General features: G+C 71.8%; 13 protein-coding genes. 6 read left to right on the top strand and 7 right to left on the bottom strand.

All coding sequences use genetic code 11. The annotated features are described in order from the left end of the window. Positions 1-187 precede the first annotated feature (187 nt). Positions 188-1,969, bottom strand: a complete 1,782-nt coding sequence (locus tag ACIOWN_RS07835; protein ID WP_362349865.1) for an ABC transporter ATP-binding protein — start codon at positions 1,967-1,969, stop codon at positions 188-190. Next, positions 1,966-3,861: an ABC transporter ATP-binding protein gene (locus tag ACIOWN_RS07830; protein ID WP_362349863.1), complete on the bottom strand. Its 1,896-nt coding sequence runs from the start codon at positions 3,859-3,861 to the stop codon at positions 1,966-1,968. The genes ACIOWN_RS07835 and ACIOWN_RS07830 overlap by 4 nt, the downstream gene beginning before the upstream one ends. A gap of 525 nt (positions 3,862-4,386) precedes the next feature. Here ACIOWN_RS07830 and ACIOWN_RS07825 point away from each other — a divergent pair. Next, positions 4,387-4,941, top strand: a complete 555-nt coding sequence (locus ACIOWN_RS07825; protein ID WP_362349862.1) for a L,D-transpeptidase family protein — start codon at positions 4,387-4,389, stop codon at positions 4,939-4,941. A gap of 406 nt (positions 4,942-5,347) precedes the next feature. Here ACIOWN_RS07825 and ACIOWN_RS07820 read toward each other — a convergent pair whose 3' ends face one another. After that, positions 5,348-5,803 carry a MarR family transcriptional regulator gene (locus tag ACIOWN_RS07820; RefSeq protein WP_362349860.1) on the bottom strand — a complete coding sequence of 152 codons (456 nt, stop codon included), beginning with the start codon at positions 5,801-5,803 and terminating at the stop codon, positions 5,348-5,350. 116 nt (positions 5,804-5,919) lie between these two features. Here ACIOWN_RS07820 and ACIOWN_RS07815 point away from each other — a divergent pair, with 116 nt between their 5' ends. After that, complete coding sequence (locus ACIOWN_RS07815; protein WP_362349858.1) at positions 5,920-7,740, top strand: ABC transporter ATP-binding protein; 1,821 nt, start codon at positions 5,920-5,922, stop codon at positions 7,738-7,740. Between the two features lie 43 nt (positions 7,741-7,783). Further along, the gene (mltG, locus tag ACIOWN_RS07810) at positions 7,784-8,629 is read left to right on the top strand and encodes an endolytic transglycosylase MltG (RefSeq protein WP_362349856.1); all 846 of its coding nucleotides are present in this window, start codon (positions 7,784-7,786) and stop codon (positions 8,627-8,629) included. Positions 8,630-8,663: 34 nt separating this feature from the next. Here mltG and ACIOWN_RS07805 read toward each other — a convergent pair whose 3' ends face one another. After that, complete coding sequence (locus ACIOWN_RS07805) at positions 8,664-9,743, bottom strand: NAD(P)-binding domain-containing protein (RefSeq protein ID WP_401981063.1); 1,080 nt, start codon at positions 9,741-9,743, stop codon at positions 8,664-8,666. A gap of 60 nt (positions 9,744-9,803) precedes the next feature. Here ACIOWN_RS07805 and ACIOWN_RS07800 point away from each other — a divergent pair, with 60 nt between their 5' ends. Together ACIOWN_RS07800 and ACIOWN_RS07795 are read left to right on the top strand one after the other, a co-directional pair. Then, the gene (locus tag ACIOWN_RS07800) at positions 9,804-10,226 is read left to right on the top strand and encodes a secondary thiamine-phosphate synthase enzyme YjbQ (protein ID WP_362349852.1); all 423 of its coding nucleotides are present in this window, start codon (positions 9,804-9,806) and stop codon (positions 10,224-10,226) included. A 139-nt stretch (positions 10,227-10,365) separates the two neighbouring features. Then, on the top strand, positions 10,366-12,609 hold the full coding sequence (locus ACIOWN_RS07795) for a protein kinase domain-containing protein (RefSeq protein WP_362349850.1): 2,244 nt from the start codon (positions 10,366-10,368) through the stop codon (positions 12,607-12,609). A gap of 144 nt (positions 12,610-12,753) precedes the next feature. Here the strand turns inward: ACIOWN_RS07795 and ACIOWN_RS07790 are convergent, their stop codons facing one another. Further along, positions 12,754-13,497: a class I SAM-dependent methyltransferase gene (locus ACIOWN_RS07790; RefSeq protein WP_362349849.1), complete on the bottom strand. Its 744-nt coding sequence runs from the start codon at positions 13,495-13,497 to the stop codon at positions 12,754-12,756. An 85-nt stretch (positions 13,498-13,582) separates the two neighbouring features. Further along, the gene (locus ACIOWN_RS07785) at positions 13,583-13,978 is read right to left on the bottom strand and encodes a DUF5997 family protein (RefSeq protein WP_362349847.1); all 396 of its coding nucleotides are present in this window, start codon (positions 13,976-13,978) and stop codon (positions 13,583-13,585) included. A 58-nt stretch (positions 13,979-14,036) separates the two neighbouring features. Between ACIOWN_RS07785 and ACIOWN_RS07780 the strand changes: the two genes are divergently transcribed. Continuing rightward, entirely contained in the window at positions 14,037-14,927 is an 891-nt protein-coding gene (locus ACIOWN_RS07780) for a LysR substrate-binding domain-containing protein (RefSeq protein ID WP_362349845.1), read from the top strand. Between the two features lie 105 nt (positions 14,928-15,032). Here ACIOWN_RS07780 and ACIOWN_RS07775 read toward each other — a convergent pair whose 3' ends face one another. Next, positions 15,033-15,509, bottom strand: coding sequence for an Lrp/AsnC family transcriptional regulator (locus ACIOWN_RS07775; RefSeq protein ID WP_362349843.1), 477 nt, complete (start codon positions 15,507-15,509; stop codon positions 15,033-15,035). Between the last annotated feature and the right edge of the window lie 62 nt (positions 15,510-15,571).

Raw genomic sequence — 15,571 nt, 5'->3', positions numbered from 1 at the left:
AACGGTTCCCGTCGGCCGCGCCCGTGCTCACACCCCTCACCGCGGCCCCTCCCCACTCCGTTCATCGCATCCGCCACCGCCCATGACACGGACCGTGCGCCGCACGCACGCACGCCGTGCGGTGGTGCGGCTCGCGGTCCGTGTCATGGGCGGGACGCCGGGCCTCAGGGGTAGGGCCTTCGTGCGGTCACCCGTGCCAGGAGCGCCACAGCGCCGCGTAGGCGCCGTTCGCCGAGACGAGTTCGTCGTGGCTGCCCAGCTCGCTGATCCGGCCGTTCTCGACCACGGCGATGACGTCGGCGTCGTGGGCCGTGTGGAGCCGGTGGGCGATGGCGACGACCGTGCGGCCGTCCAGGACGCGGGCCAGGGACCGCTCCAGGTGCCGGGCCGCACGTGGGTCGAGCAGCGAGGTCGCCTCGTCCAGGACCAGCGTGTGCGGATCGGCCAGGACCAGCCGGGCGAGGGCGATCTGCTGGGCCTGGGCCGGCGTGAGGGCGAGACCGCCGGAGCCGACCTCGGTGTCCAGACCGTCGTCGAGGGCACGGACCCAGCCGTCCGCGTCGACCGCGCCCAGCGCCGCCCACAGCTCGGCGTCGACGGCGTCCGTGCGGGCGAGCAGCAGGTTGTCGCGCAGGGAGCCCACGAAGACGTGGTGCTCCTGGTTGACGAGGGCGACATGGGAGCGGACGCGTTCGGCGGGCATCCGGGAGAGTTCGGCGCCGCCGAGCGCGACCCGGCCGTCCCGGGGCGCGTAGATCCCGGCGAGCAGGCGGCCCAGCGTGGACTTCCCGGCGCCGGACGGGCCGACCAGGGCCAGCCGCGTGCCCGGGGCGACCTTCAGGGAGACCTCGCGCAGTACGTCGACGCCCTCCCGGTAGCCGAAGTGCACCCGGTCCGCGTCCACGTCACGGCCGGCGGGGGCCAGGGAGTCGTCCCCGGCGTCCGGCTCGATGTCGCGCACCCCGACGAGCCGGGCCAGCGACACCTGCGCCACCTGCAACTCGTCGTACCAGCGCAGGATCAGCCCCACCGGGTCGACGAGCATCTGCGCGATGAGGGCGCCCGTCGTCAGCTGACCGACCCCGATCCAGCCCCGCAGGACGAACACACCACCGACCATGAGCACCGAGGCGAGCACGGTGACGTGGGTGACGTTGATGACCGGGAAGAGCACCGACCGCAGCCAGAGCGTGTAGCGTTCCCACGCGGTCCACTGGGTGATCCGGAGTTCCGACAGGGCGACGCGGCGTTCGCCGAGGCGGTGTGCCTCGACGGTGCGCCCGGCGTCGACGGTCTCGGTGAGCGCGGCGGCCACGGCGGCGTAGCCCGCGGCCTCCGAGCGGTAGGCGGACGGCGCCCGCCGGAAGTACCAGCGGCAGCCGACCACCAGGAGCGGCACGGCCAGCAGCACGGCCGCGCCGAGCGGTGGCGCGGTCACGATCAGACCGCCGAGCAGCAGCGCCACCCATACGACCCCGATCGCCAGTTGCGGCACGGCCTCGCGCATCGCGTTGGCGAGCCGGTCGATGTCGGTGGTGATGCGGGAGAGCAGGTCGCCGGTGCCCGCCCGCTCCAGCACACCCGGCGGCAGGCCCACCGACCGGACGAGGAAGTCCTCGCGCAGGTCGGCCAGCATCCGCTCGCCGAGCATCGCCCCGCGCAGCCGCACTTCCCGTACGAACGCCGCCTGGACGAGCAACGCGAGGACGAACAGCCCCGCGGTCAGGGGCAGACGCAGCTCGCGGGTGCGGTCCGACACCCCTTCCACCAGACCGCCCAGCAGCCAGGGACCGGCCATGGAGGCCACCACGGCAACGGTGTTGACGGTGATGAGCAGGACGAAGTCGCGCCGGTGCCGGCGCAGCAGTTCGGTCACATAGGACCGTACGGTCGAGGCGGAGCCGACGGGCAGGGTGTCGGCCGTCGTCGGGGCCGCCGGGTCGTAGGCGGGGGGCGCCACGCCGATCACGCCGTCTCCTCCATCTCTTCCATCTCATCCATCTCTTCCAGGGCCTCTTCGGTGGCGTCCCGCGGGGCGGCCCCGTCGTCGCGCGGCGCGTCGTCCGGCCGGCGTTCCGGTGCGGCCCGCAGTCCGCCGTCGTCGTCGAGCAGGCCGTGTGCGGCGCGTTCCTCGTCGGTCTCCCGGGTCACCACCGCGCGGTAGCGGGGCTCGGTGTGCAGCAGGTCCCGGTGCACACCGACCGCGGCGACCGTGCCCTCGTGGACGAGCACCACCCGGTCGGCGTGGTCCAGGAGGAGGGGCGAGGAGGTGAACACCACCGTGGTGCGTCCGGCCCGCAGGTCACGCAGGCCCTGGGCGATCCGCGCCTCGGTGTGGGAGTCGACGGCGGAGGTCGGTTCGTCCAGGACGAGCACCTCCGGGTCGGTGATCAGCGACCGGGCCAGAGCCAGCCGCTGGCGCTGGCCGCCGGAGAGGGACCGGCCGCGCTCGGTGATCCGGACGTCCATCGGGTCCTCGGCGGCCGGCGACGACTGCGCGAGCGCGTCCAGCACGTCGTCGCACTGGGCGGCGGTGAGTGCCTCCCGGGCGGTGACCTTCCCCGAGGCGGGCACGTCGAGCAGCGCGCGCAGCGATCCGGACAGCAGTACGGGGTCCTTGTCCTGGACCAGGACGGCGGTGCGCGCGGAGCCGAGCGGCAACTCGTCCAGCGGTATGCCACCGAGGCGCGCCGAGGTACCCGGCTCGGTGGGGTGGCCGCCGAGCCGTTCCGCCAAGCGGCCTGCAGCGTCCGGGTCGCCGCAGACCACGGCGGTGAGCCGGCCGGCCGGTGCCCGAAGGCCGGTCGCCGGGTCGTGCAGATCACCCGACGGCACGAAGGGGGCCCGCGTCCCGGTCCCGTCGGTGGACCGTTCCAGGGACAGCACTCGGGCGGCCCGGGTGGCCGAGGGACGGGAGAAGGAGTACGCCATGGCGATCTCGACGAAGTGCCGGAGCGGATAGGTGAGGACCATGACGGAGCTGTAGACGGTGACGAGTTCGCCCACGCTGATCCGGCCCGCGCGGGCCAGATGGACGCCGTAGCAGACGACCCCGATCAGCAGCAGGCCCGGCAGCAGGACCTGGATCGCGGCGATCAGGGACCACATGCGGGCACTGCGGACGGCGGCGTGCCGCACCTCCTGTGAGGCGCGCCGGTAACGGTCGAGGAACAGCTCCTCCCCGCCGATGCCGCGCAGCACCCGCAGTCCGGCGACGGTGTCCGAGGCCAGTTCGGTGGCTCGGCCCGCCTTCTCCCGCTGGACATCGGCGCGCCGGGTCGCGCGGGGCAGCAGCGGCAGCACCGCGAGAGCCAGCGCGGGCAGCCCCACGGCGACGACCACGCCCAGCGCGGGCTGGTAGACGAGCAGGGCGATACAGACCAGCACGATGGTGAGGGCCGCCGCGGTGAACCGGGACGCGGCCTCCACGAACCAGCCGATCTTCTCGACGTCGGCCGTGGAGACGGCGACCACCTCGCCGGCCGCCACCCGCCGGGTCAGTCCGGAGCCCAGCCCGGCGGCCTTGCGGGCGAGCAGTTGCTGGACGCGGGCGGCGGCGGTGATCCAGTTGGTGACCGCAGCGCGGTGCAGGTAGGTGTCGCCGAGCGCGTTGCCGGCGCACGCCACCGTCAGCAGTCCGCCGGCGAGGGCCAGCCCGGCACCCGAACGGTCGACGACCGCCTGGACGGCGAGGCCGACGCAGAACGGCAGGGAGGAGACGGAGGCGAAGTGCAGCAGTCCCCACGTCAGTGCCTTCAGCTGACCGCCCAGCTGGTTCCGCCCCAGCCACCACAGGAGTCGGGGACCCGAGCGTGCGTCAGGAACCCCTGGATCGGGATACGGAAGGTCTTGGATCTGCATGACGTCCCAGTGGCTCGTGTCAGTGGCGGAGCGCTGCCCCCGGGCGGCGGGCGAGCCGTGACAGCCTGGCGTCGCGAAGCGGTCGAGAGCAAGCGGTTTTCCGTACGGGGGTTCGGGATTGGCCGTTTCGCTGCCGACGCCTCGGATGCCCGGGATTGGTCGTTTCGCTGCCGAGACCTCGGGTGTCCGGAACTGCCGCGCTTCGGCTTTCGCGCCAAGGGCCTCTGACCAGGAGTCGAAGAGTGGGATGCCCTAATAGAAAGGAGATAAGGCTATTTGGGCCAATCTCGACTAGATCACGTCGTGTCTCCTGGTCAAGATGAGGACATGCAGACTCGCGGTGCAAGGCGTGCGATGGTCGCTGCGGCGACCTGTGGTTTCTTTCTGGCGGCGGTGGCCGCGTGCGGCGGAACGCCCGACCAGGTCCACCATTACGGCGACATACCCAGACCGGGCGGCCCGACGGGGACCGCCCGGCCCAGCCCGCCCGTGGTGCAGTCCCGGGTTCCGGGGATCGGGGACCGCATGTGGCAGCGGATACCCGTCGGCACACGGCAGATAGTGGCGGTCTTCGGCGACGACAAGACCTCCCCCGACTCCACGCTCGCGCTCTACGAGAAACATGGCGCCAAGTGGGAGCCGCAGATGAGCTGGCCGGCCCACAACGGCAAGCGCGGGTGGGCGATCGAGCACCGGGAGAACGACGAGCGCAGCCCGGTCGGAGTGTTCACCCTGTCCGACGCCGGAGGTGTCCTCGACGACCCGGGCACCCGGCTTCCGTACACGCAGGACGAGGATGCCTTCATCTCCCCCTTCTACTGGGAGGAAGCGCACTGGCATGACTTCGACTACGTCATCGCCATCGACTACAACCGTCTGCGTGGCACCCGCCCGGACGACCCGACCCGTCCGCTGGGCCAGAGCAAGGGTGGCGGCATATGGCTGCACCTGGACCACGGTGACGGCACGCTGGGCTGCGTGAGTGTTCCGGAGTCCGCGATGGAGTACCTGCTCCGCAGGCTCGATCCGAAGGACAAGCCCGTCATCGTCATGGGGGACAAGGCCAATCTGCGGCTCTAGTGCTGCGACCGGAAAGGTTCACCGGCTCGCGACGCCCGGCACGGCTCGCCCAAGCTCTTCGAGCAGGGGGGACCCCCAGCCGCGTTGTCGCATCACCCGAGTACATCCAGTACGCGGGCGATGCTCCGCCTTGCGATGCTCCCCCACTGCCCGAAGGGCGTGGGAGGTGCCCCCGGCACCGGACGCCGCGAGCCTTCCGGCAAACCTTCCCGGCCACAGCGCTAGCCGCCGCATCGGCCGGGCGGTCGGCGAAGGGGCGCGTGTGCTCCAGCCCGCGCCGCGCGCAAGTCGTCCCGCACTCGCTCCCGCGTCAACTCATTGTGCTCGGACCGGTGTCAACGCGCCGTGCTCGCCCCGGCGTTGGCGCAACGCTCGCGGGCCGGCGCTGACGTGCCGAAGGTACGGTTCAGCAGCCGCGCCCCTGGGCGGGCACCGTGCCCACCAGCGTATCCAGCAGTCCACCGAGCGTCTCGCGCTGCTCGCCCGTCAGGGGCGCCAGGATCTCCTCCGCGGCGGCCCGGCGGGCGCGGTGCAGCTCTCGCAGGGCCGTGCGCCCGTCGTCGGTGAGCTCGATGCGGATGACCCGGCGATTGGCCGGATCGGGGGCCCGGCGCACCTTGCCGTTCGCTTCGAGGCCGTCCACCAGTGTGGTCACCGCGCGGGGTACGACCTCCAGCGACTTGGCGAGATCCGCCATACGGGGCGGCTCGCCGAAGTGCGCCAGGGTACGCAGCAGCCGCGACTGGGCCGGCGTGATGCCCAGGGCGCGCTGCTCGAGATGCCGCTTCTGGATGCGGTGCAGCCGGCGGGTGAGCCGCAGCAGTTGGTCGGCGAGGAGGCCGTCGGCGTCGGGGGAGGTCATGCGGGAACAATATCAGGACCTTGTTCATTGTGAGTATAGGTAACAGTGAGCTAGGATCGTGTGTCCGCCGCCGGTCGCACCAGCGGTCCGGCACATACTCACCCCCGTAGGAGCCCATGCACCCCGACCATCAACCCCTCTGGACCCCACCCGCCGACGCCGGGGAGCAGCCGCGGCAGGTCCGCAGGATCCTGCGCCTCTTCCGCCCCTACCGGGGCCGTCTGGCGATCGTGGGCCTGCTGGTGGGAGCCGCCTCGCTGGTCTCCGTCGCCACGCCCTTCCTGCTGAAGGAGATCCTCGACGTCGCGATCCCGCAGGGCCGCACCGGCCTGCTGAGCCTGCTCGCGCTCGGCATGATCCTCAGCGCCGTCCTCACGAGCGTCTTCGGCGTGCTGCAGACGTTGATCTCCACGACCGTCGGCCAGCGCGTCATGCACGATCTGCGCACCGCCGTCTACGGCCGGCTCCAGCGCATGTCCCTGGCCTTCTTCACCCGGACCCGCACCGGCGAGGTGCAGTCCCGCATCGCCAACGACATCGGCGGCATGCAGGCCACCGTCACCTCCACCGCCACCTCGCTGGTCTCCAATGTCACCAGCGTGGTCGCCACGATCGTCGCGATGGTCGCCCTCGACTGGCGGCTCACGGTCGTCTCACTCCTGCTGCTCCCGGTGTTCGTGTGGATCAGCCGCCGCGTCGGCAACGAACGCAAGAAGATCACCACTCAGCGGCAGAAGCAGATGGCCGCGATCGCCGCCACGGTCACCGAATCCCTCTCCGTCAGCGGCATCCTGCTCGGCCGCACGATGGGCCGCTCGGCCTCGCTGACCGAGTCCTTCGCCGCGGAGTCGGAAGGCCTGGTCGACCTGGAGGTGAGGTCGAACATGGCCGGGCGCTGGCGTATGGCCGTCATCACGATCGTCATGGCCGCCCTGCCCGCCGTCATCTACTGGACCGCGGGTGTCGCCCTCCAGTTCGGCGGACCGCAGGTGTCCATCGGCACGATCGTCGCCTTCGTCTCCCTCCAGCAGGGCCTGTTCCGGCCGACCGTCAGCCTGCTGTCCACCGGTGTGCAGATCCAGACCTCGCTCGCGCTGTTCCAGCGCATCTTCGAGTACCTGGACCTGCCGATCGACATCACCGAGCGCGAGCGGCCGGTCCATCTCGGCCAGGTGAAGGGCGAGGTCCGCTTCGAGGACGTCGACTTCCGCTACGACGACAAGAGCGGCCCGATCCTGGAGGGCATCGACGTCACCGTGCCCGCGGGCAGCAGCCTCGCGATCGTCGGACCGACCGGCGCCGGCAAGTCCACTCTCGGCTACCTGGTGCCCCGGCTGTACGACGTCACGGGCGGCCGCGTCACCATCGACGGCGTCGACGTGCGCGACCTCGACTTCGACACCCTCGCCCGCGCGGTCGGAGTCGTCTCCCAGGAGACGTACCTCTTCCACGCCTCGGTCGCCGAGAACCTGCGCTTCGCCAAGCCGGACGCCACCGACGAGGAACTGCGTGCGGCGGCGCGGGCGGCGCAGATCCACGACCACATCGCGGCCCTGCCCGACGGCTACGACACGGTCGTCGGCGAGCGCGGCCACCGCTTCTCCGGCGGTGAGAAGCAACGCCTGGCCATCGCCCGGACCATCCTGCGCGACCCGCCCGTCCTCATCCTCGACGAGGCCACCAGTGCCCTGGACACCCGTACGGAGGCCGCCGTGCAGGAGGCCATCGACGCCCTGTCCGCCAACCGGACGACCCTGACCATCGCGCACCGTCTGTCGACCGTCCGCGGCGCCGACCAGATCGTGGTCCTCGACTCCGGGCGGCCCGTTGAACGCGGCACGCACCAGGAGCTGCTGGAGCTCGACGGACGCTACGCCGCCCTGGTCCGCCGGGACGCACAACTGGAACCGGCAACGCAACTGGAGCCGACAAGCTGACGATATGCCGGGTTTGCGACCCTTTGGGGGTTACCGTGCCCGCATGCAGAGGAACACGTCACGGAGAACGACCCGACTGACACGCCGGGGACGTCTGGTCCTGGTCCTGACCGGGGCCGCCCTGGCCGGCACCGCCGTGGCGGTGCCGCTGCTGACGCTCCACCACGACGACACCCCGGCACGCCCCCGCACGCTGGTGATTCCCGAGGGCTGGCGGTCCGGCCAGGTCTACGCCGCCATCGACAAGGCCCTCGCCCTGGCCCCCGGCACCACGAAGAAGTCGATCCCCGGCGCACACCTGGACCTGCCGAGCTCCGCCGAGGGCAACCCGGAGGGCTACCTCTTCCCGGCGACGTATCCCCTTGACGAGAAGAGCACCCCGCAGTCCCTGCTGTCCTACATGGTCGACACCGCGAACAAGAGGTTCAACGCGGCCCCGGTCGCCGCCGGGCCTCAGCGCAACTCCATGAACCTGTACCAGGCGATCACCATCGCGAGCATCGTCCAGGCCGAGGCCGCCTCGAAGGCCGACATGAGCAAGGTGGCCCGCGTCGTCTTCAACCGGCTGGAGCGCGGCATGCCGCTGCAGATGGACTCCACCCTCAACTACGCCCTCAACCGCAGCACGGTCCGGATGACCACGGAGGACACCCGGCTGGACAGCCCCTACAACTCCTACCAGCGCATGGGGCTGCCGCCGACGCCCATCGACAATCCGGGCGAGGAGGCCATGCGCGCCGTGGCCAACCCCGCCCAGGGCGACTGGCTGTACTTCGTCACCGTCAAGCCGGGCGACACGCGCTTCACCGCCGACTACTCCGAGCACCAGCGCAATGTGGCGGAGTTCAACGCCCGCCTGAGAAGCAGCGCTCCGCAGTCCGCGAAGTGAGCCGTGCCCGGCCGGCCGCTGGGGCTGGCACTGGTCACGCCGCGGCGGCCGGCTCCTCCTCCAGCAGGCGCCTGATGCCGCGGACGGCGGCGCGGCCGGCCCGGTTGGCGCCGATCGTGCTGGCCGAAGGACCGTAGCCGACCAGGTGGATCCGGGGATCGGCGACCGCCCGGGTGCCGTCGACCCGGATGCCGCCACCCGGTTCGCGCAGCCCGAGCGGCGTCAGATGGCGCAGCGAGGCCCGGAACCCGGTCGCCCAGAGGATGACGTCGGCTGTCACCTGCCGCCCGTCCGCCCACCACACCCCGTCGGGGGTGATCCGGTCGAACATCGGCCGCCGGTCCAGGACGGCGTCCTGCAGCCCCTGCCGGACGGCGTCGTTCAGCGGAAGTCCCGTCACCGAGACGACACTCCTAGGCGGCAGCCCCTGCCGCACCCGCTCCTCGACCAGGGCCACCGCCGCACGCCCCGCGTCCTCGTCGAACGGGCCGTCGCGGAAGACCGGCGGCCGGCGGGTCACCCAGGTCGTGGCGGCCGCGTACGGGGCGATCTCCAGCAGGTGCTGGGTGCCGGAGGCGCCGCCGCCCACCACGACCACGCGCTGCCCGGTGAACTCCCGGGGACCGGCGTACTGCGCGGTGTGCAACTGCCGCCCGCGGAAGGTCTCCTGACCCGGGTACCGCGGCCAGAACGGCTGGTCCCAGGTACCGGTCGCGTTGATCAGCGCCCGCGTCGCCCAGGCGCCGTCGGAGGTCTCGACGAGCAGCCGCCCGCCGGGTCCCTCCCTGACCGCGGTGACCTCCACGGGCCGCCTCACCCGCAGGTCGAAGGCTCGTTCGTAGTCGGCGAAGTACGCGGTGACGACCTGCGACGACGGTCGCGCGGGATCGGCGCCGGTCAGCTCCATCCCCGGCAGGGAGTGCATTCCGTGCACCTTGCCGTACGTCAGCGACGGCCACCGGAACTGCCAGGCACCGCCCGGACCCGCGGGGCGGTCGAGCACGACGAAGTCGCGGTCCGGCTCGAAGCCGGTGCGCCGCAGGTGATAGGCGCTGGACAGACCTGCCTGACCGGCGCCCACGACGACCACGTCGACCTCACGAAGGGTGTTCACGTTCCTCCCAACCGCGCCGGATGCGCCGATCTTCCCCGGGGATCGAGGAGGATGGAGGACATGTCACCTGCCTTCACCACCCGAGTGCTGAACGTGGCCTCCGGTTCCCGGGAGACGGTCGTCGACCTCACCCGAGACTGCGAGGCCTTCCTCCAGGAGACCGCGGCCGGCCGGGACGGCCTGCTGAACCTGTTCGTGCCGCACGCCACCGCCGGCATCGCGATCATCGAGACCGGCTCGGGCAGCGACGACGACCTCCTCGCCGCCCTGCACACCCTGCTGCCCGCCGACGACCGCTGGCAGCACCGCCACGGCAGCCCCGGCCACGGCCGCGACCACGTCCTGCCGGCCATCGTGCCGCCGCACGCGACCGTCCCGGTCCTCGGCGGCCGCCTGGAACTGGGCACATGGCAGTCGGTGTGCCTGGTGGACACGAACAGGGACAATCCCAACCGCCAGGTGCGGCTGAGCTTCCTGGGCTGAGCGAGATCATCAGCAGTGCCGGGCTCCCTGTTCGTCACCCGCTTCGCCCTGCCGTACTGCCCTGCGGCTACTTTGTGTGCAGGACAGGTACGCAGGCCCGTGGTGGCACAGGTGCACGGGGGACGGAAGGTCGGGAAGAGTGTCGCTGCGCGCAGGTGATCCAGCCGAGATCGGCGGCTATCCGCTTGAGGCGCGGCTCGGCTCGGGCGGCATGGGCACGGTCTTTCTGGCCCGCACGAGTTCCGGGCGACCTGTAGCGATCAAACTGATCCACCAGCAGTTCGCGGAGGACGACGAGTTCCGCATCCGTTTCCGGCAGGAGGTGGCCGCGGCGAGGCGGGTGAGCGGCGCGTTCACCGCCGCCGTGGTCGACGCCGACCCCGAGGCCGAGCAGCCGTGGATGGCGACGACCTATATCGAGGGGCCCACGCTCGCCCAGCACATCGCCACGACGGGCCCGCTGAGCGGAGCGCAGCTGAGGAGGCTCGCCATCGGGCTGGCGGAGGCGCTGCGCGACATCCACCGGGTGGGGGTCGTCCACCGTGACCTGAAGCCCTCGAACGTCGTGCTCTCGCCCGAAGGCCCGCGCGTCATCGACTTCGGCATTTCGCGTGCCGTGGACCAGCAGACGCTGACGATGACGGGGCGGGTCATCGGTACGCCACCCTTCATGTCGCCGGAGCAACTGCAGGCGCCGCGTGGCGTGGGGCCGCCATCCGATGTCTTCTCGCTGGGCACGCTGCTGGTGTACTCGGCGACGGGCCGCGGGCCCTTCGACGCGGACAGCCCGTACATGACGGCGTATCAGGTGGTGCACGAGGAGCCGTCGCTGGGTGCCGTGCCGGCGGCTTTGCGCGCGGTCGCCGAGTTGTGCCTGGACAAGGAGCCCGAAGGGCGCCCCTCGGCGGATGAACTCCTCATGCTGCTGCGGGACCTGCCGGCCGACCTCGGTAGGACCACCGCGAACGGGGTTGGCGCCGACCGCACCCGCGACGTGATCACCCAGCATCACTTCGCGGCGCGGGCCACACCGGCGCCGACTGCCCCGACCACCACCCCGGCCGGCCCCGATACGGGAAGCACCGGCATTCCCACCGGCCGCCGTCTGCTTCGCCGATGGCGTCCTGTGCTCGCGGCCGCGGCCGCGGTGGCAGCGATCGGCGGGGGAATCGCCGCACTGAAGGTGGGCGGCCTCGGGGGGAACAACGGCGGCGACAAGGGCAACAGCGTTGCGGCGCCGGGTGCCGCACTTCCGGACGGCTTCAAACCGTGGCGCAAGACCGTGCCGGGCGGTCGCGAGGACATCCCCGACGAGCTGCGTTGCGTCGCACGCGGCGACGCGCAGTTCTGCGGGGGCGGCGGTGTCGTCGCGACCCGTATCAGGGCCTCGGACGGCTCGCAGGTGTGGACGGCGAAGAGTCCGGGCGTGCCCGTCCAGGGCATGCACCTCGTGGGAGCCACGGACGACACGGTGCTCGGTTACCGCTTCGCCGCCGAGGACGCCCCGCAAGACCCTCCCAGCGAGGTGGTGGCCATCGACGCCGACAACGGCCGGGAGCTGTGGTCCGTGCCGTCCGGCGCCCAGTCGCAGGCCGTCACGGGTCGGACTCAGGACGCCGTTGTCGTCGGCTCCACCGTGGTGACGGTCGACGCTTCCAACTCCGCCTTCGAGGCCCGGGACGCGCACAGCGGTGAGGTCACCTGGACGACGTCGTTCCCCGCGGGTACGCAATGCGCTCCCGTCCCGGTGGGCCCACAGCTCGTCGCGATGTGCGCGACGGATGCGGAGGTGGATGCCGCAGAGGTGCGCCACCCCACCCTGTACACGGTCGACCGCGCCTCGGGGGCACTGGGCAGGCCCATCGCGGTCAACGGCCCCGCCGTGCCGGTGGGCGTCACCGACGGCAGGCTCGTACTCCTTCGTGTACACAAGGAGGGAACAGCGCCGACCGGCTACGAGGGGGTGGCGAGCGTCGACCCCGTCTCGCCGAAGGTCACGTACTCCCGGCTGACCAGGACATACGTGGGGACGCCCGGCATGGCGGACGGCACCGTCTACGTCAGCGGGCAGACCGGTCTCATCACAGCGCTCGATCCCGGGACCGGCCGGAAGAAGTGGTCGCGGCAGACTGGCGTGGAGGGCGCGTCGGGTCCCGTCGCGGGAGCCGACGCGCTGTATTTCAGCTCGGCCACCGGCCGGGTGGTCGCGCTGTCGCCGTACGACGGCAAACCCCTGTGGACAACGGACCCGCAGGCCGATGGTCTGACGGGTGAGCAGGGCGCAAGCCCGCGCGTGACCGTTGCGGGGCGTGCGGTGATCGTGGCCGCGGCCAAGAACACTCTCTTCGCCTTCGACGCGAAGAAGCCGCCGAAGTCGGACTGACGGAGGTTGGTGGACACCGACCGGGACGCCCCCGCGCGGCCTGCCGGTCGAGTTGCTCCGCGTCGTGCGGCGTGGACGCCGGAGACGTTCTCCACGTCGCAGGCAGCCTTTGAGGAGTGAAAGAGGCGGGAGCGGAGGGGCGGCTCAGGCCGGCTTGCGCCAGACGGAGATGTGCTTCGCGGAGTCGTCGGTGAACGGCGTCCCGTCCCAGTCGCCGACGCGCCGGTCCAGTTCGAGCCCCGCGATCCGCGCCATCAGGTCGAGCTCCGCCGGCCACGCGTACCGGTGCCGGGAGGCGGTGCGCCGGTAGCGGCCGTCGTCCTCGCCGTCACGGCTGAAGTGGTGCGAGACCAGGATCTGCTCGACGAGGTCGAAGGTGTCGAAGCCGAGATGCCGGTCGGAGACGTCGAACGGCACCGCGACCTGCCCCGGCGGCAGGAACCGCAGCGGCGGCACGCCCAGCTCGATGACGAACCGGCCGCCGGGCGCCAGATGGCGCGCGGCGTTGCGGAAGCACTCGACCTGCTCGTCCTGGGTGAGCAGGTTCGTGATCGTGTTGTAGACGAGGTAGACCAGGGTGAACTCGCCGGGGACGGTGGTCGTGGCCATGTCCCCGAGGGCGACCGGGAGCCTGTCCTCGTCGATCTTGCGCCGCAGGACCGCCGCCATGTGCTCGGACAGTTCGATGCCCACCACGGGCACTCCGCGTTCCTGCAGCGGGACGCCGACGCGTCCGGTCCCGATGGCGAACTCCAACGCCCGCCCGTCACCGGCGAGTTCGGAGAGGAAGTCGAGAGTCGGTCCGAGGAAGGAGGCCGAGGACCTCTCGGCCTCCCCGGCGTCGTAGCGTTCGGCGGTTTCGCGGCTCCACAGTTCGCTGCTCGTCACGGGCGGTCACTTTGCCGGGCGGGACGGGAGGCTGTCCACGTGTTTTCCCGCCGCCGGCTCCGCCGGCAGGTCAGCGGCCCGGAGGTTACTCTGTGTCCTGCTCGGCCCGTTCCGCGTCGCGCTGCTTCAGGCGTGCCGTCTCCTTGCGCACCTCGGCCTGCGTGGCGCGCTCCTTCTCCAGCCACTCGGGCTGCCCCTGCTTCAGCGCCTCGATCTGCTCGGTGGTCAGCGCCTCGGTGACCCCGCCGCGCGCGAGACCGGAGATGGAGACACCCAGCTTGGCCGCGACCACGGGGCGGGGATGGGGGCCGTTGCGTCGCAGCTCCCGCAGCCACTCGGGCGGATCGGCCTGGAGCTCGATGAGCTCGGCACGCGAGACGACGCCCTCCTGGAACTCGGCGGGCGTGGCGGGGAGGTACACACCCAGCTTCTTCGCCGCGGTGGCGGGCTTCATCGTCTGGGCGGTCTGGTGCGACTTCATGGTGTCCAGACTATCGACCGCTGACGGGAGGGCCGACCACGCCCGGTAATCTGGCGGCGTGACCGGCTCGGATGCATCTGCCTCGTTCCGGCTCGCGTACGTCCCCGGGGCGACGCCCGCCAAGTGGGCGCGCATCTGGAACGAGCGCCTGCCCGACGTCCCCCTCGCCCTCGTCCAGGTTCCGGCCGCCGAGGTCGCCGACGTGCTGCGCGGCGGCGCGGCGGACGCGGGGCTCGTACGCCTGCCGGTGGACCGTACGTACTTCAGCGCGATCCCCCTGTACACCGAGACCACGGTGGTGATCGTCCCCAAGGACCATCTCGTGACGGCCGTGGACGAGGTGTCCGTGGCGGACCTGGCCGACGAGGTCGTCCTCCACCCGCTCGACGACGTCCTCGGCTGGGAACGGCCGCCCGGCGAGGAGGCCTTCGAGCGTCCCGCCACCACGGCCGACGCCGTCGAACTGGTGGCGGCCGGAGTGGGGGTGCTCGTCGTCCCCCAGTCGCTGGCCCGCCTCCACCACCGCAGGGACCTCACCTACCGGCCGGTCGCCGACGCCCCGCAGTCGGGCATCGCGCTGTGCTGGCCGGAGGAGGCGCACACCGACCTGGTGGAGCACTTCATCGGGATCGTGCGCGGCCGGACCGTGAACAGCACCCGGGGCCGTGGCCAGGCCCCGTCCGAGGAGCAGCCGGGGCGCAAGGACCGGCGTGCGGAGGCGGCGGACACCCGTCGCAAGTCCGCCACCAGCGGAAGGACCGGCGGAAAGACCGGCGGGAAGACTGGGGGAACGACCGGCGGAAAGGCGGGCGGCCGTACGGGCCAGGCCGCGGGCCGCTCCGGCAGGACGACCGGCCGTGCGGACGGCCCCGCGGCCCGCAACCGGCGCGGTGGCTCGGGTGGCTCGGGCAGGGGCGGCGGGCGCGGCAGGCCGGGCCGCGGAGCGTAGCCGCCCCCTGCGTCACCGGCCCGCGTGCCATCGCCCCCGGTGCCACAACCTCCCTGGTCAGTCACCCCACGGGGTCAGCCACACCCCCTGAGTCCCGCCCCCGCATCACGCCCGCACGCCGCGGCCGATCGACTCCACCAGCGGCAGCAGCCGGAACGGGACCCGCTCGCGCAACGCCACCTCCGTACGGGTGCGCACCACGCCCGGCAGGCTGATGAGCTTCTGGATGACGTCCTCCAGGTGGGCGTTGTCGCGCGCCACGACACGGGTGAGCAGGTCGCCTCCGCCAGTGATGGAGAACGCCTCGACGATCTCCGGTACGGCGGCCAGCGCCTCCCCGACATCGTCCAGATGGCCCTGGGTGACCTCGATGTGCACGAACGCCAGGACCGGGTGGCCGAGCGCGACGGGGGAGAGGGCGGGACCCGTACCGGTGATCACGCCGTCCCGTTCGAGGCGGTCGAGGCGGGCCTGGAGGGTGCCCCGTGCGACACCGAGGATGCGGGCGCACTCGCGCACGCTGGTGCGCGGCTGCTCCAGAAGCAGCCGCAGAACGCGGGTGTCGAGTTCGTCCACGGCCATGGCGACGGGGGTCTCCTCCCAGATCGTTGATCGATGCCGATTGTACCAATGGCTCGCCGGAA

Origin of the sequence: Streptomyces sp. NPDC087787 (assembly GCF_044743035.1) — a bacterium.
GTDB lineage: Bacteria > Actinomycetota > Actinomycetes > Streptomycetales > Streptomycetaceae > Streptomyces.
Note: the sequence above shows the minus strand (reverse complement) of the source record. Positions and strands in the feature narration are given on the sequence as shown.

Bases quoted from the DNA above. Each gene is read 5' to 3' on its own strand.
- ACIOWN_RS07820 (WP_362349860.1), bottom strand. From the start codon at position 5,803: ATGACCTCCCCCGACGCCGACGGCCTCCTCGCCGACCAACTGCTGCGG.
- ACIOWN_RS07775 (WP_362349843.1), bottom strand. From the start codon at position 15,509: ATGGCCGTGGACGAACTCGACACCCGCGTTCTGCGGCTGCTTCTGGAG.
- ACIOWN_RS07830 (WP_362349863.1), bottom strand. From the start codon at position 3,861: ATGCAGATCCAAGACCTTCCGTATCCCGATCCAGGGGTTCCTGACGCA.
- ACIOWN_RS07800 (WP_362349852.1), top strand. From the start codon at position 9,804: ATGTCACCTGCCTTCACCACCCGAGTGCTGAACGTGGCCTCCGGTTCC.
- ACIOWN_RS07785 (WP_362349847.1), bottom strand. From the start codon at position 13,978: ATGAAGTCGCACCAGACCGCCCAGACGATGAAGCCCGCCACCGCGGCG.
- ACIOWN_RS07815 (WP_362349858.1), top strand. From the start codon at position 5,920: ATGCACCCCGACCATCAACCCCTCTGGACCCCACCCGCCGACGCCGGG.
- mltG (WP_362349856.1), top strand. From the start codon at position 7,784: ATGCAGAGGAACACGTCACGGAGAACGACCCGACTGACACGCCGGGGA.
- ACIOWN_RS07825 (WP_362349862.1), top strand. From the start codon at position 4,387: ATGTGGCAGCGGATACCCGTCGGCACACGGCAGATAGTGGCGGTCTTC.